This window comes from uncultured Helcococcus sp., assembly GCF_946998255.1.
GTDB lineage: Bacteria > Bacillota > Clostridia > Tissierellales > Peptoniphilaceae > Helcococcus.
In genome coordinates this window covers 1-20546 of record NZ_CAMPYN010000020.1, presented here as the reverse complement: position 1 = coordinate 20546, position 20546 = coordinate 1, and the positions used below count along the sequence as shown (strand labels likewise).

Here is a 20546-nt window from a genome sequence, read left to right as displayed (position 1 = left end):
CTTAGGTCACCAAATAATTCAGTTCCTTTTTCTAAAATCTTTTTATTAGGAATTTCATATCCTATATATAAGGTCTCCATCAATCTTTTTACCCATACATCTACTGGGAAGGTATTTGGTCTATTGTAGCCAAACAATAATATACAATCCCTAACCTTAGGCCCAACTCCATTGAGTTCAATCAAGTTTTCACCCAACTTTTCATCTGATAAATCTTGAGAGAAATCTTCTGGTCTAGTTAAAAATGCTTGTCCAGCATCTACAATCCTTTGATTTCTAAATCCTACTCTAGCTACTTCTTTTATTTCTGTAGGATCTGCTTTAGCTAAAACTTCTGCCCTTGGGAAGGCATAGTAATCATTCCCCTTATAAGTCTGAATAAAGTCTCCATATGTTTCAGATAAGATTTTTATAGATTTCTTTATCCTTGGTATTTGGTTATTAGCTGATATTATGAATGATACTATCATTTCAAATTGGTCTTGTTGTAAAATTCTTATTCCATAACCAAAGTCCATGGCTTCTTGAAGACTTTCATTTAGACTATATGCCTTGGTTTTGGCTAATTCTTTTTTAATTTCAGAATAATCCCTGTCTAAATCAAAGTACTTGTGCCAGATATTCACAAAATCTTCTTCATTACTATTGTAAATATATAAGTCATCATCTTTTTCTTCAAGTTCTATAACCTTGTTGTAAGCAACTATAATATAAGTATCATCTTCAGTCTTTTCCCAATTAAAGGCTTGGCCGCATTCAAAAATGTGTTCGATATTAAAATCCTTTAAACCAGAAACTTTAATTCCATCATCAATCGTTTCTATTGTATACATATTCTCCCCTTATAAAAAAAGGATTAAATATATATTTAATCCTTGGCTTTATTTTCCTGTGGAACCTATACCACCCTCTCCTCTTTCAGTCTCATCCAGACTGTCAACTAATTCTATATCCACCTTTACATAAGGTTGGATAACCATTTGAGCAAGTCTTTCACCATGTTCTATAGTATAAGGTTCATCAGAATTATTTACAAAAAATATCTGTATATCACCCCTGTAGTCTGAGTCAATGATTCCCACTGTATTAGCTAAAGTGATCCTATGTTTAATACCTGTGGAAGACCTTGGATAAACAGCACCAAAATATCCCTTTGGAATGGAAACTCTTATCCCAGTTGGAACCTTGGCCACTTCATTAGGTCCTACTACTATTGGTTCTTTATTGTTACAATATAAATCAAAACCCGCTGAACCTTCTGTAGCATAGGCAGGTTTGAATTTTTCTGTCATCATTTTTAATTTCATACTCACTCCTAATCGTTTTGGATTAAGTTATAGCAAGCATGTCTATAAGCCGTGTTCTGTATTAGATAATCATCTATCTAGGTCTACAGTCGCCTATAGACTCAAGCAATCTACCTACCGGGCCCTGCCAGCTGCAGGACTTTTATCCTATCTTGATCTTGCACCGAATGGGGTTTACATAGCCACATAGTTACCTATATGCTGGTGAGCTCTTACCTCGCCTTTCCACCCTTACCTGGAAACCAGGCGGTATCTCTCTGTTGCACTCTCCTTGGAGTCACCTCCACCAGATGTTATCTGGCATTCTGCTGTGTGGTGCACGGACTTTCCTCTAGATATTTATATCTAGCGATTATCTGACATACTTGCCTATATATTTTACCTTAAAATGGGATTCTTTTCAATTGATATAGAAATTTACTTAGTTACAAATAGAAATTATAATAATTTTCTCTGAGGATTAATTATATATAAATCAAGGTAGGCAAAAATATTTTTTAGATTTAAGGGATGTGCATTCGACTCGAAAAAATAAATAAAATCTATGCCATGCAAGTATCCTTCATCCTCATAAGTTTTTATTTTTTTATAGGCATCATTTCTATACTCTTCATTATCCATCAATCCAAAATATTCTATTAATAAGATTTTTCCAGTCTTTGGATTTAACACCATAAAATCTGGATAAAAAGTCTGTTTAGTCTTTTTTATAAATACGGAGCATTCATACTTAAACTTAACATTATTGTCGTATAAATAATCTGCTATTATTTTTTCAATACGACTTCTAACCTGAACACCCGATTTTGTAGGAATAATTAAATTTTCAGTTTTATAAGCATTAGGAATGTATGGTGTTTTGTACCATTCTTCAACTAAGTCTCTCCAACTTTTATTTATTGGTTCAATATATTCTACTTTCACCGGATGAAAATTTTCTTGAAAAATAAATATTTTATTTTTATCACAATACTTTAATATAGAATTTACTTTCTTTAATAGAACTTTACTATGTAGATTTAACTTTCTATAATATTCTTGTTGAATAAGAAACTTCTTTTTATCTTCTTCATTATCAGATAAATATCTTTTCTCGCCATTAGATAAAAGATAAAATCGACTTTTTCCATTTATCTTGGATACCCATATCTTATCCTTGTTATTTTTATCTAGTTTAGATTCAATTGTTTTGATATTTTCTTCTAAATTATTTTTTATTTCCATTAAGTTTTCTTCTATTAATTTCATTTTATCTCCTTAATATCTTTCAAATTTATATAAATAAGTTTTAAATTAACTTTTTAACTTTTACACTTACACTTTTTACATTTTTGTAAGTGCTATTTTCAATTTTCGATTTTAAAACTTATTTGCTCTTGGTTGAATAAGTTTTAAATCCACTTTTTAACTTTTATACTTACACTTTTCCCATTTTCGTAAGTTTTATTCTCAATTTTCGATTTTAAAACTTATTTACTCTTGGTTGAATAAGTTTTAAATCCACTTTTCGAATTTTATACTTATACTTTTCGCATTTTCGTAAGTGCTATTTTCAATTTTCGATTTTAAAACTTATTTGCTCTTGGTTGAATAAGTTTTAAATCCACTTTTCGAATTTTATACTTACACTTTTTCCATTTCCATAAGTGTTATTATCAATTTTTGATTTCAAAACTTATTCAACTAAATTCTAAAATTCTCTTCACTCTTTTTTTATCAAAATAATCATTTTAAAAAACAAAAAGAGCTCACAAAAGTCTTCACTTTTGTAAACTCTCACCCTTACTCTTATATAATAACATTTTTACATTATTTTTCTTAAATATTTATCTTCATTATAGTATTTAATTACATTTATTTGTCCGTCTTCAAATTCTTCATCAAGTATTCTTTCAACAAAATATGTGAAAAATTTTTCTGACCCTTCATGGGAAATATCGATTAAAGTAATACCTTGCTCTATGGCATCCATAGCATCATGGTGGCCAATGTCTCCTGTGATAAATAAATCAATTCCTAGTTTTTTGACATCTTCTATAAAACTCATACCTGATCCGGTCACTAGTCCTATTTTACTGAATTTGTTTTTATCTCCCCATACTACAATATTATCCAAATCCAAGTTTTCTTTTATTTGTTCCACCAAGGGTCTTAAACTAATCTCTTTGTTTGCAAAATCTCCATAAGCCAAGGTCTTTGATTCATTGGTATATAAAATTTTTCCCTCAGATTGAAAACCTAGCCTATTAAAGATATATTCATTAAAACCAGCCATGTCTGTTGAAGAATGGGAAGCATATATAACTATGTTATTTTTAATAGCATTAATAAGCTTTGATCCTTTGAAATTATCCTTGTCTATATTTGATATAGTTGGAAATATAAGCGGATGGTGGCATATTATGAGGTTAACATCTTCTTCAACCGCTTTTGTTAGGGCTTCTGCTGTAATTTCTAGGGTCACCATTACATTTTTAAGCTCTTGATTCACATCACCAACTTGAACACCTGAATTATCCCAATCCTCGCTTGTTTCTAATGGATAGTCTTGTTCAAATCTATTTATTAATTCTTTAATTCGCACAATAATTCCTCCAGCTTTTGGTTTTTAACTTTTAACTCTTCTATTCTATCAGTAATCCTAGCTGAATCTATTCCAGAGAACTTTTCCAGGATTCCATGATTCCTAGCTATCTCTTGTTCAATTTCTTTTATAGTGTATGGGTTTTTATTTGCTAAATTATCTTTTCCATACATATACTCATATTCACTATTATAGCTAGTATTTTCTCCAGTATATTTGATAACAACTACATCATACAAGACGCCCTCGTCTTCTATTTTTTCATCATTTATTATTGTAAAACCATTATCCATCAACCATCTTCTATAGTATTCAAGGGAATTATTTGGTGATGTAATTATTTTTTCTAAAGACCTTGATAAATCCAAGTTGCCTCTTAAAATATTTACTATCAGATTTGCTCCCATACCAGAAATTACAGCCTCTTCTATATCCATTGGCAGATTTTTCAATCCATCTGTCACTATTGTTTCTATTTCATATCCAGAATGTTTCAGCTTATCTTTTAGTTTTTGTAAGGAAGGAGCAGAAATATCTGTAGCAATAACCTTTTTAGGATTTTTTTCTTCATAAATTTTTATGGCTGTTATACCATGGTCAGATCCAATATCTGCAACTATTTTATTTTCTCCTACAAAAGATACTATTTTATCTAATCTTTTCATTTCTTAACTCCTCATCCTCAGCTTAATTAATACCATATATACTTATATCATAAGCTTAAAATTATATCTAGACAATATTTAAAAAAGAAAAAAGCCTTGCGGCTTTTTCCTAAATATTAAAATCCTTCTAAGAAGTCTTTTACCTTATCACCCTTACCAGGTCTTCTAAGTTTTCTAATAGCTTTAGCTTCGATTTGTCTTATACGTTCTCTGGTTACATCAAATTCCTTACCTACATCTTCCAAGGTTTTTGGTACACCATCAATTAATCCAAATCTCAATTCTATAACTCTTTTCTCTCTTTCAGAAAGGGTTGATAAAATCTCTTCTAAATGCTCTCTTAGCATAGTTTGGTCTGCGGCTTGTTCAGGAGCAAGGGCTCTTTCATCTTCTATAAAATCACCTAAGTGTGAATCGTCCTCTTCACCTATTGGAGCTTCTAATGACACAGGCTCTTGTGAAATTTTTCTTACTTCTCTTACTTTCTCTTCGTCTATACCCATTTCCTTAGCAATTTCAGCATTGGTAGGGTTACGTCCTAATTTTTGAACTAGTTGCCTTTGAGTTCTAACTAATTTATTTATAGTTTCAACCATATGAACTGGTATCCTGATTGTACGTGCCTGGTCAGCAATAGACCTTGTAATAGCTTGTCTTATCCACCAGGTCGCATAAGTTGAAAACTTAAAACCTCTCTTATAGTCGAACTTTTCTACAGCCTTCATTAAACCTAAGTTCCCCTCTTGGATAAGGTCTAGGAATGACATCCCTCTACCTACGTATTTTTTCGCAATAGAAACAACTAATCTTAAGTTGGTTTCAGCTAATTTCGCTTTCGCTAATTCACCAGTCCTATTTAGTTTTTTAAGATATTTTATATCTGCTTCATCTAATTCTGCAGAGATAATCATCTTTTCATTTAACTTACCTTTTTCGTAGATTCTTTTTATAGTTTCATATTCATCTACTGATAAGCTTATATCTGCTTGGTTTTCTCCACCTTCAAGTCTATTAAATATCTTTTCTAAACCTATATCTAAAATACTATAAGCTTCTTCTTCGAAGAACATTAACTTCCTACTGTCCTTATCATACTTTTCCCTAATAAGCACGTCAGAATATACATAATATTTTAATATTTGATATTTCTTTTCAGTAGATAAATCATCAGCATCTGTATAAAGTTTTATACCTAAATCTGAAAATTCTTCATGGTAATAATCATCAGAATCTGTTTTGTCTGAAAGAGATCTTGATAGCTTCAATATTCTATCTCTATTACTTAAAACATAATTGAAGATATCTTCATAACTATTTACATTAACTTGATCTAATTCTAACTCGTGGTTTTCATCAATTAATAAATCGAACAAGACAGATTTGATCATTTCAACAGTCACTCTTACGTCATTCACTTGATCTAAACTAGGCTCATCTTTATCTAACCTATTTACGATCATGTCATTAAGAGCTTTTAGAATTTGCAGTCTTATATTTTCTTCTTCGCTCGCTTTTTCTTCCTTATTTGTAAAGTCTCTAAAAGCCTTAGCAAATTTAAGGTCATCTAGTTTTTCTTTTGGAATCTCTTCCCCATCTTCTAATAAAGAATTTGAATATAGTAAATTTTTAGCTAGGTCGAAATAAATTTGTTTTTTAGATAATTCAACCTCTTCATCTAAGGTATAAGGAAGATTATTTATGGCCTTATAAGCTATATCTCCTTCTTCCATTTCCCTTGCTAACTGTATTTCTTCGTCTTTTGTAAGAAGATTTAATTTACCAATTTCTTTTAAATACATCTTAACAGGATCATCAACAAAGGCGCCCTTTATTTCACTTATATTTTCATCAACTAGTTCTTCATCATCCTCTTCTTCATCGTCATCATCATTATCCATTATAGAATCATAATCAACTTCATCAGGATCATCTTCTTCAACTTCATACATGTCTTTTAACAAGTCTATATCAAGTTGGGTTAATTCTTTCCTAAGTTTATCTACATCATCTTCTTCAAGTTCAGAATACCCTTCAATTGACTCTAGCTGAGATATTAAAATAGTGTCATTATTATCTTCAGCTATCGATTTAGCCTCTTCTAAAATAGACAGTCTTAAATCTTCTAACTCTATATCCTTATCTTTCACATTGCCTCCTCAAGTCAATTTCTTTAATATATCTGCTAATTCTAAATAAACACTCTCATCTTTTGAATTGTTTTTAATAAGCTTTTCCAATTCTTTTTTTCTTAATAACAACTTATATCGCAATATCCTGTCCCTTAATTCTTCAACCATTTGGTCTATTTTAGGACTATCTTTTGCTTCTTCATAATCTTTTAGTAAATCTAGACTTTTAAACAAATCTGAATTTACAAGCTCATCTGCTTGATTAGAGCTTTCATAAGTCATATTAATTTCGTAATAAAATTCCTTGACCTCTTCATTTTCTATGATATCTGAATGCTCTTTTAGTAGATCGAACTTTTGCTTATCCATCATTGACATAATAAGCAACTCTTTTTCTAATTTGATATCTCTAGATTTAGTCAAGTTTTCTTTTTGATTTACCGGATTTACAAGCCTATTTCTATACTTATTGTCTTTATACCCAAAATCATTGTTAAAGTAACTATTTACAGAATTTTTTCTTTCTTCTTTGGCTAATATTTCTTTTCTTCTGATATCAACATCTTGTCTTAAGGATTCTGTAGATACTCCTATAAACTTTGCAGTCTTATCTGTATAAAGGTCCCTAACAGTATTTCCTTCAATATCGGCAAGAAATTCAATAATTTCTTTAATAAAATCTAATTTCTTTGGATACTTTTCATAAAGTTTTTGTAATTTAAAATCTATAGGACTTACAGCCTGGTCTTCTAGTTCATGAAAGGCTTCTTTACCATGATTAATAATAAACTCATCTGGATCTTGACCTTTTGGCAGCTCCATTATACTTAAGTTTACTTCCATGTTTTTAAAGACGTCAATAGCCTTCAAGGCCGCTTTTATACCAGCTTCATCACCGTCATAAGCTACTATAATATTGTGTCCATACCTTTTAACAAGATTAGCTTGAGACGGAGTTAGAGCTGTGCCTAAACTTGCTACAGCATAATCAATCCCCTGGTTGTAAAGGCCAATCACATCCATATAGCCTTCTACCAATAATATTTTAGTCCTATTTCTAGACCTATTTATAACATTTACCCCGTATAAATTTTCCCCTTTTTTGAATATTTCAGACTCGGGAGAATTTAAATATTTAATCTTGGAATTAGTTAGGGTCCTTGCACCAAATCCAATGACTTGGTTTTTATTATTTAATATTGGAAATATTAATCTTTCTACAAACCTGTCATAAACATTGCCATTAGACTCAGTTAAAAGTCCTAGTTCTAACATTTCTTCTTTGGAAACATTTTTAGATAATAGGTATTGCATAAGGTCATCATTTTGCCTGTTCTGTCCAGACTTGGCGTAACCTAAAAAGAACCTATTTAATATTTTCTTTTGTAACCCTCTATCTTCCATGTATTTTTGTGGAAAATCATGGGTAAGCAAGTTTTTCATATAATACTTAGCAGCTAAAGAATTAATTTCATACATTCTTTGACGTTTTTGAGTTTTAGAATGAGAATAATTTTCTTCCGATAAGGTAATTCCCATCTTGTCAGCCAAAAACTTAACCGCTTCTATATAATTGAGATTTTCTATCTTCATTATAAAAGATATAGAATCTCCACCCTCGTGGCAACCAAAACAATGGAAGGTATTTCTTTCTGGACTAACAGAAAAAGAAGGAGTTTTTTCATGATGAAACGGGCACAATCCTTTAAAACTGGATCCTGCCCTTTTCAACTCTACATATTCAGAAATAATAGACACTATATCAAGCCTATCTTTTAAATCGTTTATTTGATTTTCTGGTATATATCCCATAAAACCTCTATTTCTTTATATATCTTTCACAAGTTTTTATATATTAGTTTTCTATATGTTCCACAATCTTAGCTGCTGTCTCTTCTATTGTAGAAGTGGACACATCAATAACTACACAACCTAGTTCATCAAACAACTCTTTTGCATAATCTAATTCCTTTTGAATTCTTTCATTTTGAGCATAAGTTGAGTCTAGGGATAAACCAAGTGTAGCTAGTCTTTCATTTCTTATTTCATTTAGCTTTTCAGGATCTATAATAAGTCCTATCAATTTTTTAGGATCTACTTTGTAGATTTCTTTAGGAATATTTACCTCTGGAACTAAAGGTAAATTAGCCACTTTATAAGACTTGTTGGCTAAATACACTGATAGGGGAGTTTTTGATGTACGTGATACACCTAATAAAACTACATCAGCTTCTAAAAAACCAGCTGGGTTTTTACCATCATCAAAGTTCATAGCAAATTCTATAGCTTCAATTTTGTCAAAGTACTCATTGTCTAAAACTCTGATCAATCCTGCTTCTCTAGTAGCTTTCTCATTTGTAAATTGCTCAATTTGATTTAATGAATTTGCTAATAGATCAATAAGCAAAACTTCATCTATACCCTCAGCTAACTCTTTTAGTTCAGTTGCTATTTCATCTTTAGCAACAGTAACTAAAATGATAGTTTTCCCTTCTGGTAAGTGATCAAATACTTGTTGACAAGCCTCTATAGTATTTATATTTGAAAATCTTTTTTTAACAAATTCTAAATTAGGAAATTGTATTAATATAGCATTTGCTATCTGGTTAACTGTTTCGCCTGTTGAATCTGATACAGTAAATAAATTATACATACCTACCTCACTATTTTTCTTGGATCAAATATTTTCAATATTCTATCTGCAACACTCTTAACCATCGCTAAACGATTAGCTTTTAAGTTTTCGTCTTCTACCATTACATGTGTATTATCTAAATACTCATCGAATTTATCAACTATAGGATCTAAAATTCCTCTAATTTCTGCCAAGTTTCCTCGGTTTATTAACTTATCTACTTGTTCAAGTTCTGATAAAGTATGGTATACATCCATATCTTCTTCTAATAACGAATTTTGGTCTATTTCAGATTTTTCTGCTTTTGAGGATATATTTACTAACCTTACATACTTAGTAGTTATCTCTTCAAAATCTTCTTCGTCTTTAGCCATTTCATCTAAACTTACAACTTTATTGTACATTTCTCTGATATTTAAATCCTTTTGGCCTAATACAGAATCTATAATGTCATATCTAAATCTCTTTTCAGATAGTAAGTTTTCAAACCTACCTAAAATAAAGTTTTCAACCTTATCTCTAACTTCTTTGAACTCAAAGTTTTCCCCAAACATATCTACATAATTGTATAAGGATTCGCTTATCATCGCTCTTAGGTCTACATTTATCTTGTATTCTATAAGTATATTTAATATACCTAAAACAGCCCTTCTTTGACCATATAAATCTTGAGAACCAGTTACTTCAATTCCAGCAGAATGAAGACCTGTAATGGTATCTAATTTATCAGCTATGGATAAAATTCTACCACTGATAGTTTCTGGTAAAGCAGCCCCTGATTTTACTGGCATGTACTGCTCTTCAATAGCCTTAGCAACTAAAGGACTTTCTCCTGATTTTTCTGCAAAAACCCTACCTATAATACCTTGTAATTCAGTAAATTCTATAACAGTCTGGGTAACTAGGTCAGCCTTCGCTAAATAAGCAGCTCTTTTAGAAATATTTATAGCATCTAAGCCACTTTCAATATTTTCACCTAAAGTCTCGACTAGCTTTTCAAGTCTTTGGGTTTTATCAAGCATATTACCTAATCCTTCTACGAAACCAACATGTTCTAATTCTGGAACATATTCTTCAAGTTTTTTCTCCATGTCTTTTTCATAGAAAAACTTAGCATCTTCAAGTCTTGCTACTAGCACCTTTTCATTACCTGCAGCTACTATGTCTAGTCCTTTATCATCCCCATTTCTTACACCTAAGAAATATGGTAAAAGATTGTTATCATCATCTTCAACTGGGAAATATCTCTGGTGGTCTTTCATCGGGGTGATAATTACTTCTTTCGGAAGCTTTAGATATTCAGCATCGAATTTACCCATGAAAGCTGTTGGATATTCATTTATATAAACTAATTCTTCTAATAGGTCTGCATCCTCTAAATAGTGTCCACCTATTTCTTTAGAAAGTCTATTTATTCCTCGAAGAATCATTTTCTTTCTTTTTTCTTCTGAAATAATTACATAATTTGCCTCTAGTAAGCTCTCGTATTCATCTATTGAGGTAATTATAATGTTGTCAGATCCTAAAGTCCTATGACCTTTAGTTACATTTGAAACTTTTATACCTTCTAAATCAAATTTCAAAACCGCATCATCTAACAGTGACACTATCCACCTAATAGGTCTTAAAAATCTTATGTTTTTACCACCCCACTTCATTTGTCTAGGGTTGGATATATTTTTAATTATATGCGGAACACTTTCTTTTAATAGCTGATCAAGTTTTTTATTTTCCTTAACTATAACAGCATAAATGTATTCTTCCCCATTTACTTCCTCATAGACAATATCCTCAAGACTAATATCTTTAGACCTCATAAAACCTTGTAAGGCCTTGCTTGGCAATCCTTGGTCATCAAAGGCAATCTTTCTTGAAGGGCCTTTGATTTTTTCTTTTTGGTTACTCTTATTAGCTTCAATATTTTCTATCAATAATGAAAATCTTCTTGGTGTAGATGTAACCTTTATATTTTCAAAAGTAAAATTATTTTCTAATAAAGTTTTTTCCAAATTATTTTTTAATTGGCTTTCTGTACTAGGAATGTGCTTAGCAGGAAACTCCTCAACACCAATTTCTAATAAATAATTACTCATTACTTTCCCCCTTATTTAATAACGGGAATCCTTGTTCTTCTCTTTTTTCTAAATAGTTTTCCGCTACTTTTCTTGCTAAATTTCTCACCTTTAAAATATAATTGTTTCTATCAGATTGAGATATGGCTCCCCTAGCATCTAGGGTGTTGAATATATGAGAACATTTCAAAGTGTAGTCATAGGCTGGTAATACTAATTTTAATTCAGATAATCTTTCAGCTTCTTTTTCATACATTTCAAAAGTTTTGAATAACATCTTAGTATCTGCATGGTCAAAGGCGTAAGCAGAATTTTCATATTCCGCATCTTTGAATAGGTCACCATAGGTGATTTCATCATTCCATTTTAAATCGTATACCGAATCAACATTTTGAATATACATGGCTAATCTTTCGATTCCCATTGTAATCTCACCAGTCTCTATATCTAAAGGAATTCCCCCTACTTGTTGGAAGTAAGTAAACTGTGTAATTTCCATTCCATCTAGCCAAACTTCCCAGCCAACGCCCCAAGCTCCTAAAGTTGGTGATTCCCAGTTGTCTTCAACAAATCTAATATCATGAATACTTGGATCTATACCAATCTCTTCAAGAGATCTTAGATAGATATCTTGGATGTCTTCTGGTGTTGGTTTTAATATAATTTGTAACTGATGGTGTTGGTATAATCTGTTGGGATTTTCACCATACCTACCATCAGATGGTCTTCTTGATGGTTCTACATAAACAGTTTTCCAAGGTTCTGGTCCTAATGATTTTAAAAATGTATTAGGATTCATAGTACCTGCACCCTTTTCCACATCATAAGGTTCGAGGACTACAGCACCTCTTTCAGCCCAGAAGGACTTTAACTTATCCATCATTTCTTGTAAATTCATTCTTACTCCTTTAATTAGCTCCTATAAGCTTCTTGAACATATTTAAGGAAGCCGGAAGCTTTATATCTAAATTATAAAATATAAAATCAGTTATTAAATTAAAAATCTTGACCTGATCTATTCCACCATCTATTATACCAAGCTTTTCAAAAACTCCTAATAAAATATCAATTAAATATTGATATTCTTCAAAACTAAGTCTAATAGCATTTTCTGTATAATGGTTTTGGCATAGTATTCCACCTAACTCTTTTGAAAAATACACTTGTTTGAACTTTCTTTTTTTACATTTCAAGCAAGAAAATATAGATGGTTTATAGCCTATCATGGATATATATTTTATTAAAAACATATTAGCAATCTTGAGAATATCTTCTTTGTTACTATTATTATTCAAAGCCGATAAAGATTTGGCTAATAGAGAATAATGATCTTTTTCTACCTGGTCTTTAATAGATGTCCTTTCAACAATATCTAAAAATAATTGACCCAGGTATATGTTTATAAGACCTTGTCTTAAATTTAAATTGTCATTAATAATTTCCCCATCTTTTAAATAATAGAAATCTCCAGACCTGTTGGCTTCAAAATACATTTCAGTAAAGCTTGCAACTAAATTTTGCTTTTTCGATTTTGGATTTTTTACCCCCCTAGCCATTAGAGAGATAAAACCTTTATCTTCAGTAAGTACGGTTACTATTTTGCTTGTATCCCCGTAATCTACCGACCTAAAAACTAAGCCTTTAAAATTATATGTATCCAAAGTCTTTCAACCTCAAGTCTTTTTTTCTCCAATCTTTTGCAACCTTAACCCAAATATTTAAGTTAACTTTTGAATCCATTAGATTTTGAATATCTTGTCTAGCTTCGCTACCTATTTTTTTAAGCATGCTTCCGCCTTTTCCTATAACCATTCCCTTGTGGGAATTTTGTTCAACAAATAAGTTAACATCAATATCTAATAAGTCTCGATCTTCTCTTTGTCTAATCTGCAAAACTTCAACAGCTATACCATGAGGAATTTCTTGGTGCATATTTCTCAACACCTTTTCTCTGACTATTTCAGCAATTATATTTCTTTCAGGTTGGTCTGTAATATAGTCTGATGGATAATACATAGGACCTTCTGAAAGCAAGTCATATACGGCATCAAAATATTGGTCAAAGTTCTTTTCTTCCAAGGCTGAAATAGGAATGATTCTTTCAAAAGCTTTCATTTTTTCATACTTTCCAATCAACTCTTGTATTTGCTTTTCATCCTCTGCTAAGTCTATTTTATTTATTAGTAATATCTTTTTAGTTGATATACCAGCTAATTCATCTAAAATATACTGGTCTAGCCTTCCTATATCTTCACTCAAATCAACCATAAATGTTATCAAGTCAACTTCATTTAATGTAGATTTAGATGCAGTTAGCATATAGTCACCCAGCTTGTTTTTAGGCATCTGAATGCCAGGAGTATCTAAAAATATGGCTTGCATCCTATCATCTGTATATATCATCTGTATTTTGTTTCTGGTAGTCTGTGGTTTATCTGAAATAATTGAAATTTTTTCACCAATCACACCGTTAAGTAGGGTTGATTTTCCAACATTTGGCCTACCCACAACTGTTATAAATCCTGATTTAAACATATGTCTCCTATATAAATTTCATAAATAATAATAAAGCTAGCGATATTCCTAAAATAGATCCCAAAATAACTTCTTTTAGACTATGAATTTTAGCTTCATACCTTGATTCCGCAACTATTATAGCAAGCATATTAACAATAACAATTAGTGTTATATTATCAGCTAAAATCGTTGCTATTGTTGATAAATTAAAAGCTAAGGCTGAATGACCAGATACACTACCTCCAAATAGGTGGCTGGTATCTTTTTTATAAAATATCCCTTTCAACAAAAGAACAGCTATCAAAGTTACTACTATGGAAATAACTATCATATGTTCAACATTTTGCATAGCTTTAAATTGAATAGAGCCTTTTTCTATCATGTCTTTTATTTTAGGATATATCAATAGATAACCAACAAAAACAGAAGCTATAGCAGAAAGTAAAACTGCACCAGCTGCTATATCCTTCGTTTTTTTTGCAAGTTCATGGTATTTATTGTCCGTAGTCAAATCAGTCAAAACTTCTATTGCAGTATTAAATAATTCTGCAACTAAAACAAAAACAACTGTCAGACCAATGACTATCAATTCCAGCCTAGTAAAATCCAATATCATGGCTAGTATTATGACAAAAAAAGCCATAAACATATGAAAGAACATATTTCTTTCTGTACTTATACTCTCGATAATTCCATTGATAGCATTATTAAAAGAATCAACTATCTTGCTATTATTTTTTACTTTTCTTGATTCTTCATCATCATATGATTTCATTTGAATATACCTAATTTTTTCATTATTTCTTTTTCTTTACTTCTCATCTCTAGCCTATCCTCATCATCTATATGGTCATAGCCCAAAAGATGAAGTAAAGAATGAATTGAAAGGTAAATAAATTCTCTCTCTTCACTATGGTTGAATTCCTTGGCCTGTTCTTTTACTCTTTGACTTGAAATAACTATATCTCCAAGCATACCAGATTTCGGTATTTGTCCTCTTTCAAACAAGGGAAATGATAATACATCTGTCTCCTTATCTACAGACCTATATTCTCTATTTAACTCCCTTATCTCTTCTGGACTAACAACCGATATAGAAATTTCGTAATCTTGACCATAACCTGCTAAATCTAAGGCAGTTTTTAAAGCTTCTTCGATTTTTTTTAACATATTATCAGATATTTTTATATCTTCATTGTCATTGTTTATAAGAATATCCATTTACCTATTCCTTATTTTCTTTGTTTTTATTTCTAAGCTCATATTTTTCTTGCATCTCTTGGTCGTATTTATCGTAAGCTTCTATAATTCTTTGTACTAGAGGGTGTCTAACTACGTCACTACTATCTAATTCTATAAATTTTATCCCCTCTATACCCTTCAAGATTTTCCTTATTGTAATTAAACCTGATTTTTTACCTCTTGGAAGGTCTAGTTGGGTGATATCACCAGTGATAATAGCCTTTGAGCCATAACCCATCCTGGTTAAAAACATCTTCATTTGTTCAGCAGTAGTGTTTTGCGCTTCGTCTAAAATAATGAAGGAATTGTCCAGGGTTCTACCTCTCATATAAGCCAAAGGAGCAACTTCTATTTGTCCTCTTTCCATCAATTTTTGATAGGTTTCAGGTCCCATAATTTCATACAAGGCATCATAAAGAGGTCTTAAATATGGATCTATTTTTTCTTGTAAGTCACCAGGTAAAAAACCAAGTGATTCTCCAGCTTCAACAGCTGGTCTTGTAAGTATAATCCTATTTACTTCTTTATTTTTAAAAGCTTCTATAGCCATTGCCATAGCAAGATAAGTTTTCCCTGTACCGGCTGGTCCTATACCAAAGACAACACCATTATTTCTAATCATATCCACATATTTTTTTTGACCAATGGTCTTTGGTCTTATAGGTTTACCTTGATAAGTCGTTACTACTACATCATTTAGAGCATCTTTTATCTTATCACTATTATTTTTCTTTTCCATCTCGATAGCATATCTTACATCCTCGATGCTTAGAGTATTTTTACTTTCAATAATTTCAAATAAAACATCAATTAGATGGCTTATCATAGGCAACAAGTTTTCATCCGCCTTTATCTTTAGTCTACCATCATCGAGTTTAATCCTAGCTCCAAAAGATTCTTCTATAAAGTTTATATTTTTATCTAAATCTCCAAACAAGATTCTTACTGCTTGCTCGTCTTTTATATCATAATATATTTTTTTAATAATTAGCCTCCAAACTTAGTCATATTTATATGTGTATTATACTATAAGTCCATGAATTTATAAACTTATGAAAGTTAGAATACTTTATTTTAAATCCTATTTATGCTAACATATTAGAATAATAGGAGGATTAATATGAAAAAAATCAAAATCATATTGTCAATCTTGTCCTTGAGTTTAATTTTTGTTGCATGTTCTGACAAAAAACAAAAAGAAACTCAACAAGAAACTGTCAATGAATCTGTTAAAGAGTCTGTTAAAGAAACTATGACAGAAACAAAAGCAGAAAGCAAAAATGAAACTAGAAATAATATAGTTGTTAAAGATGATCAAAGTGGAGCTGACAATCCTAAATCAAAAGAAATTAAAGTAAAGGAATCAGAAGCACAAGAGTTAAACAGTGATTTAACTACTGAAATGCAAAATTTCTTAAAAGATTATTCAGTTACTCTTATAGAAAGCGATGACTTAAACTATAACCAATTTCCTAAGGAACACCTACAAGCCATTGCAAAATATGAAACTAAAGATTCTATCGGCTATATTGTAAGATATGGTGAAAATAAAATTGGTAATGCCGTTTATTATAAAGAATCAACTACTGGCGTATTTGTAGTGTTTAATGGAGAAAATATTTTAGGCGATAATAATTTAATCAAAAATGATAGCCCAGAAGAATACAAAGAAGCTGCAAAGAAAATAATAGCTTCTCAAGTTTCTGGTGAAGCTGATATAAAATACGCTTATTAAAAAATATTTATATTCACAAAGGTGGTGTGTCAGAATGACTAAATTTCTGATACACTACCTTTTTAACTTTTTAAATAAAATAATATTAATTTATTGCTTGATATATTGATTTTAAGGTATAATTAAGCTGTATAAGTGGATTAAAGTTTTATTAAGATAATCCCATATTACAAGGAGGTTGTATGCTTAAAGAGTTTATAACAAACCCAGTACTATTTACATTGCTGTTAACTATTGCGTTGACTTTAGTTTCAATAGAGATTTTCGTACCTGGTGGAATTTTCGGTATAACTGGAGGGTATCTGATATTTGAATCAATACTTGCAGCTGGTAATATTGAAAATGTTGTTATGTACGTTTTAATATCTATATTTATAACTTTAATATTAGATTTTATACTCGTGAAGTCTTTCGTAAAAAACATGGATACTAATAAAATAGTATTAAATACTAACTTGTCTAAAGCTAAAGGAAATGGTCCAAATTTAGATACGAAAGATTTAATAGGAAAGATGGGTATTGTAAACAAAACATTAAGACCTTATGGCGAGATTGAAATTGAAGAAAAGGTATATGTAGCAACAAGCTATGGAGACTTTATTGATAAAGGAGACACAGTGATTGTAGATAAAGTTGAAGGAAACACATTATATTGTAAAATAAATAGGAGATAATTATGGTTTTAGCATTATTAGACAATAGTGGATTTTTTAGCGTAGGAATTATTACAATACTAGTAATAATGTTTGTGTCTATTTTCTTTAGATTTATTCCTGTTGGATTGTGGATTACAGCTGCATTCTCAGGTGTAAAAGTAGGACTTGGCACACTTATTGGTATGCGAATGAGAAGAGTAATCCCTTCTAAAATAATCAATCCACTTATTAAAGCAACAAAGGGTGGAATTAAAATAAATATTAATGAATTAGAAGCGCATTATCTATCAGGTGGTAATGTAAGTAAAGTAGTGGATGCGTTGATTGCAGCTCAAAGAGCTGACATTGATCTTGAATTTGAACAAGCAGCAGCTATAGATTTGGCAGGTAGAGACGTATTCGAAGCGGTACAAATATCTGTAAATCCAAAAGTTATACAAACGCCAACAATTGCAGCGGTAGCAATGGATGGTATTGAAATTAGAGCTATTGCAAAAGTAACAGTAAGAGCAAATTTAAATAGATTAGTTGGTGGTGCTGGTGAAGAAACTATCATAGCAAGAGTTGGTGAAGGTATCGTAACTACAGTAGGTTCATCAACAACACATAAAGAAGTTTTAGAAAATCCAGATATCATATCAAAAAATGTTCTTGTTAAAGGTTTAGACTCAGGTACCGCTTTTGAAATTTTATCTATTGATATAGCAGACGTTGACGTTGGAAGAAATATAGGTGCTGCACTTCAAGCTGACCAAGCGGAAACAGATAAGAAGATAGCTCAAGCAAAAGCTGAAGAAAGAAGAGCTATGGCTGTTGCCCAAGAACAAGAAATGCAAGCAGAAGTAAGACGAATGAAAGCAAAAGTAGTAGAAGCAGAATCAGAAGTTCCACTTGCATTAGCTGAAGCATTAAAATCAGGTAAGATGGGATACATGGATTATTATAAATTACAAAATGTTATAGCTGACACTGATATGAGAAATTCTATTGCAGGTGATGAATTAGACCCAACAGAGGGGGAATAATATGGGTTTATTAATAGATCTTTTATCTAAACTTGCAGAGATTGGGAATGAAGTTGTATCAGAACAGCTAAAATCAGATAAGGCTAGAAAAGATAGAATAAATAAAAATGGTAAAAAGGCGGAAGAATTTTTACAAAGAATAGAAAAAGAATATAAGAATAAAAACTATAAATCAGGTAAAAAATCTTCTGTAAAAACAAATATTAAAAGGGAAAATCCGACTGAATTTCAAACTCTTATTGAAGCAGATGTAAATAAAAATATCGAAGATATTCCTATCGAAGAAAGACTTAGAAGATATAAAGAGACTAAAAGGAATGCAGAAGTTAAAACTCTTCAAAGAGAAAAAAATGATAGTTTGGAATTTACTAATTTAGAAAAGAAAAAAAATACAAAAAAATATAAAAATATATTGAAAAGTAGAAGTGGTGCAAGAAATGCATTTATCTACAGTACAATTTTTGAAAAAAAAGGGGCTGTTGAAAAATAGCCCCTTTTCTTTATTTACCTGGAAATTCTTTTTTATATTTAACTTGATTATTTTTAATTTCAAAGTCATCTAAATTAAATGTATATTGGTCTGAAGTTTTTGGATCTGTAACATATATCAAATTGCCTATATGCATTACATCAAATGGATCAGCCTTGTATTGGTCTATTAGATAATCTTTTACTTTTTGTGCTTTATCAAAATCAACTTCTTTTTCTTCTATTTCATAGTCGTTATTTAGTAAATATTTTACTGTAGCAACAACTTCTTTAGCAGTATAACCATTATATTTTCCAGCTTTAGAGTTTTGTATGATTTGCTTAATACTAATAGCATGATAATGTCCACCATGTAACCAGTAAAAAATATCTTCCCTTTCTTTTGTACCATATACAGGTAAATCAGTATTTTTTAAGCTACCAAAATCAGTCATATTTTTTAAGTCATCTAGGTAAGGAATTACACCTTTGTGAAGTTCTGGACTTATTGAGTCATAAGTAAATAATTCAGAATCTTTAACTTCGATATCCTTATTCGCATCCGAATCATCTGCTATGAATTCAGCATTTGGATAATGAGGTCTAGGGTCTTCATGAACTATAGCTATTTCTTCTTCGTTTATATATAAGTGATAGTGGTCTCCATGTTGCCAAATTCTTGTAACACCTTTTGGCCATTCAAATTTTCCTTCACTATTGTGGTCGTGGCTATGGTCATGATTGTGGTCGTGATTATGATCTTGATTCTCTGGTTTCTTATCTATATTATTTTTTTCTTTATTATCAGTTTGTTTTTTATCGCCATGGTTTCCCTTATATTCTCCAAATATCGCATTTGGAAATAGGTCTTTAGGATTTTCATATGCTATCCCCTCATTACCTTTAGAATCATATAAGTGATAATGGTCACCATGTTGAAGTATTTTAACTATATCAAATCTATTTACCTTAGCCTTACCTAAAATATTTGTAATTTTTAGATTTTTAATTCTTTCATTTCTATCATCTTTAGAATTAGTAGCTTTTTTGTTAGCTAAAGTTTTATTATTTGATTTCGTATTTGTAGAACTTGTATTCTTTTTTAATTTTTTATTAGATTTATTATTTTTAGCCACAGAAGAATGGTCATGACTACCATGGTATGTTTCAATTTTTATACCAGGATATTGAGAACTCGGATTTGTATAAGTTATATACTCATTACCCTTGTTTGTATATAAGTGGTAATGGTCTCCATGTTTTGCTATTCTTATCACTTTTTCTTTTGTTTCATTTGTAGATTTCTTTTTTACAGAATTAGAAGCAGCTCTAGTTGTAGAACCGCTTCCTAAAAAAATATTTTTACCACTATTTTTGCTTTCTTTATGATCATGGTCATGGTCGTGATCATGGTCATGATCATGGTCGTGGTCTCCATGGTGTCCTTCATATTCTTTTATTTCAATATTTGGAAATGCTTGGCTTGGATCTTCATAAGTTAAAAATTCTTC

At 30.7% G+C, this 20546-nt stretch carries 20 protein-coding genes and 1 other RNA gene; 4 read left to right on the top strand and 17 right to left on the bottom strand.

The genetic code is table 11. The features are described 5' to 3' along the window. The 16 genes from Q0U66_RS02860 to Q0U66_RS02785 all read right to left on the bottom strand — a co-directional run. On the bottom strand, positions 1-833 hold an 833-nt coding region (locus Q0U66_RS02860), incomplete at its 3' end, for a DNA glycosylase (protein WP_297377267.1). Between the two features lie 48 nt (positions 834-881). Then, the gene (gene dut, locus Q0U66_RS02855; protein WP_297377265.1) at positions 882-1307 is read right to left on the bottom strand and encodes a dUTP diphosphatase; all 426 of its coding nucleotides are present in this window, start codon (positions 1305-1307) and stop codon (positions 882-884) included. Between the two features lie 29 nt (positions 1308-1336). Next, an RNA gene (gene rnpB, locus Q0U66_RS02850) (RNase P RNA component class A) lies at positions 1337-1675 on the bottom strand. A gap of 70 nt (positions 1676-1745) precedes the next feature. Next, positions 1746-2555, bottom strand: coding sequence for a hypothetical protein (locus Q0U66_RS02845; protein ID WP_297377263.1), 810 nt, complete (start codon positions 2553-2555; stop codon positions 1746-1748). A 556-nt stretch (positions 2556-3111) separates the two neighbouring features. Further along, positions 3112-3891: a Nif3-like dinuclear metal center hexameric protein gene (locus tag Q0U66_RS02840; protein ID WP_297377260.1), complete on the bottom strand. Its 780-nt coding sequence runs from the start codon at positions 3889-3891 to the stop codon at positions 3112-3114. Further along, a complete protein-coding gene (locus Q0U66_RS02835; RefSeq protein ID WP_297377258.1) occupies positions 3873-4556 on the bottom strand; it encodes a class I SAM-dependent methyltransferase in 684 nt (227 codons plus the stop codon). The genes Q0U66_RS02840 and Q0U66_RS02835 overlap by 19 nt, the downstream gene beginning before the upstream one ends. Positions 4557-4672: 116 nt before the next feature. After that, positions 4673-6703 (bottom strand): RNA polymerase sigma factor RpoD, encoded by a 2031-nt coding sequence (gene rpoD / locus Q0U66_RS02830; protein ID WP_297377256.1) that lies wholly within the window; start codon positions 6701-6703, stop codon positions 4673-4675. 9 nt (positions 6704-6712) lie between these two features. Continuing rightward, complete coding sequence (dnaG, locus tag Q0U66_RS02825; protein ID WP_297377254.1) at positions 6713-8497, bottom strand: DNA primase; 1785 nt, start codon at positions 8495-8497, stop codon at positions 6713-6715. Between the two features lie 43 nt (positions 8498-8540). Continuing rightward, on the bottom strand, positions 8541-9338 hold the full coding sequence (locus Q0U66_RS02820; protein WP_297377252.1) for a pyruvate, water dikinase regulatory protein: 798 nt from the start codon (positions 9336-9338) through the stop codon (positions 8541-8543). Between the two features lie 2 nt (positions 9339-9340). Beyond that, a complete protein-coding gene (gene glyS / locus Q0U66_RS02815; protein ID WP_297377250.1) occupies positions 9341-11413 on the bottom strand; it encodes a glycine--tRNA ligase subunit beta in 2073 nt (690 codons plus the stop codon). Then, on the bottom strand, positions 11406-12290 hold the full coding sequence (gene glyQ, locus Q0U66_RS02810) for a glycine--tRNA ligase subunit alpha (RefSeq protein WP_297377248.1): 885 nt from the start codon (positions 12288-12290) through the stop codon (positions 11406-11408). Before glyQ ends, glyS begins: the two co-directional genes overlap by 8 nt. A gap of 10 nt (positions 12291-12300) precedes the next feature. Further along, positions 12301-13053: a DNA repair protein RecO gene (gene recO / locus Q0U66_RS02805; RefSeq protein WP_297377246.1), complete on the bottom strand. Its 753-nt coding sequence runs from the start codon at positions 13051-13053 to the stop codon at positions 12301-12303. Beyond that, entirely contained in the window at positions 13040-13927 is an 888-nt protein-coding gene (gene era / locus Q0U66_RS02800) for a GTPase Era (protein ID WP_297377244.1), read from the bottom strand. The genes recO and era overlap by 14 nt, the downstream gene beginning before the upstream one ends. 7 nt (positions 13928-13934) lie before the next feature. Next, entirely contained in the window at positions 13935-14684 is a 750-nt protein-coding gene (locus Q0U66_RS02795; RefSeq protein WP_297377242.1) for a diacylglycerol kinase, read from the bottom strand. After that, entirely contained in the window at positions 14681-15130 is a 450-nt protein-coding gene (ybeY, locus tag Q0U66_RS02790; RefSeq protein ID WP_297377240.1) for an rRNA maturation RNase YbeY, read from the bottom strand. Before ybeY ends, Q0U66_RS02795 begins: the two co-directional genes overlap by 4 nt. Before the next feature lie 4 nt (positions 15131-15134). Beyond that, entirely contained in the window at positions 15135-16091 is a 957-nt protein-coding gene (locus tag Q0U66_RS02785) for a PhoH family protein (protein ID WP_297377270.1), read from the bottom strand. A 180-nt stretch (positions 16092-16271) separates the two neighbouring features. On the opposite strand from Q0U66_RS02785, the gene Q0U66_RS02780 reads away from it, so the two are divergent. The 4 genes from Q0U66_RS02780 (at position 16272) to Q0U66_RS02765 (ending at position 19057) form a co-directional block, all read left to right on the top strand. Next, positions 16272-16886: a hypothetical protein gene (locus tag Q0U66_RS02780; RefSeq protein ID WP_297377239.1), complete on the top strand. Its 615-nt coding sequence runs from the start codon at positions 16272-16274 to the stop codon at positions 16884-16886. Positions 16887-17068: 182 nt separating this feature from the next. Further along, positions 17069-17560, top strand: a complete 492-nt coding sequence (locus Q0U66_RS02775; protein ID WP_297377237.1) for an NfeD family protein — start codon at positions 17069-17071, stop codon at positions 17558-17560. Positions 17561-17562: 2 nt separating this feature from the next. Continuing rightward, a complete protein-coding gene (gene floA / locus Q0U66_RS02770) occupies positions 17563-18567 on the top strand; it encodes a flotillin-like protein FloA (RefSeq protein ID WP_297377234.1) in 1005 nt (334 codons plus the stop codon). 1 nt (position 18568) lies between these two features. After that, on the top strand, positions 18569-19057 hold the full coding sequence (locus Q0U66_RS02765; RefSeq protein WP_297377232.1) for a hypothetical protein: 489 nt from the start codon (positions 18569-18571) through the stop codon (positions 19055-19057). Between the two features lie 10 nt (positions 19058-19067). Here the strand turns inward: Q0U66_RS02765 and Q0U66_RS02760 are convergent. Further along, on the bottom strand, positions 19068-20546 hold a 1479-nt coding region (locus Q0U66_RS02760; protein ID WP_297377230.1), incomplete at its 5' end, for a hypothetical protein.

Excerpts from the sequence above, each read along its gene's own strand:
- ybeY (WP_297377240.1), bottom strand. The coding sequence starts at position 15,130 with ATGGATATTCTTATAAACAATGACAATGAAGATATAAAAATATCTGAT.
- dut (WP_297377265.1), bottom strand. The coding sequence starts at position 1,307 with ATGAAATTAAAAATGATGACAGAAAAATTCAAACCTGCCTATGCTACA.
- glyS (WP_297377250.1), bottom strand. The coding sequence starts at position 11,413 with ATGAGTAATTATTTATTAGAAATTGGTGTTGAGGAGTTTCCTGCTAAG.
- Q0U66_RS02835 (WP_297377258.1), bottom strand. The coding sequence starts at position 4,556 with ATGAAAAGATTAGATAAAATAGTATCTTTTGTAGGAGAAAATAAAATA.
- dnaG (WP_297377254.1), bottom strand. The coding sequence starts at position 8,497 with ATGGGATATATACCAGAAAATCAAATAAACGATTTAAAAGATAGGCTT.
- Q0U66_RS02780 (WP_297377239.1), top strand. The coding sequence starts at position 16,272 with ATGAAAAAAATCAAAATCATATTGTCAATCTTGTCCTTGAGTTTAATT.
- floA (WP_297377234.1), top strand. The coding sequence starts at position 17,563 with ATGGTTTTAGCATTATTAGACAATAGTGGATTTTTTAGCGTAGGAATT.
- Q0U66_RS02765 (WP_297377232.1), top strand. The coding sequence starts at position 18,569 with ATGGGTTTATTAATAGATCTTTTATCTAAACTTGCAGAGATTGGGAAT.
- glyQ (WP_297377248.1), bottom strand. The coding sequence starts at position 12,290 with ATGAATTTACAAGAAATGATGGATAAGTTAAAGTCCTTCTGGGCTGAA.
- era (WP_297377244.1), bottom strand. The coding sequence starts at position 13,927 with ATGTTTAAATCAGGATTTATAACAGTTGTGGGTAGGCCAAATGTTGGA.
- Q0U66_RS02795 (WP_297377242.1), bottom strand. The coding sequence starts at position 14,684 with ATGAAATCATATGATGATGAAGAATCAAGAAAAGTAAAAAATAATAGC.
- Q0U66_RS02845 (WP_297377263.1), bottom strand. The coding sequence starts at position 2,555 with ATGAAATTAATAGAAGAAAACTTAATGGAAATAAAAAATAATTTAGAA.
- Q0U66_RS02775 (WP_297377237.1), top strand. The coding sequence starts at position 17,069 with ATGCTTAAAGAGTTTATAACAAACCCAGTACTATTTACATTGCTGTTA.
- Q0U66_RS02820 (WP_297377252.1), bottom strand. The coding sequence starts at position 9,338 with ATGTATAATTTATTTACTGTATCAGATTCAACAGGCGAAACAGTTAAC.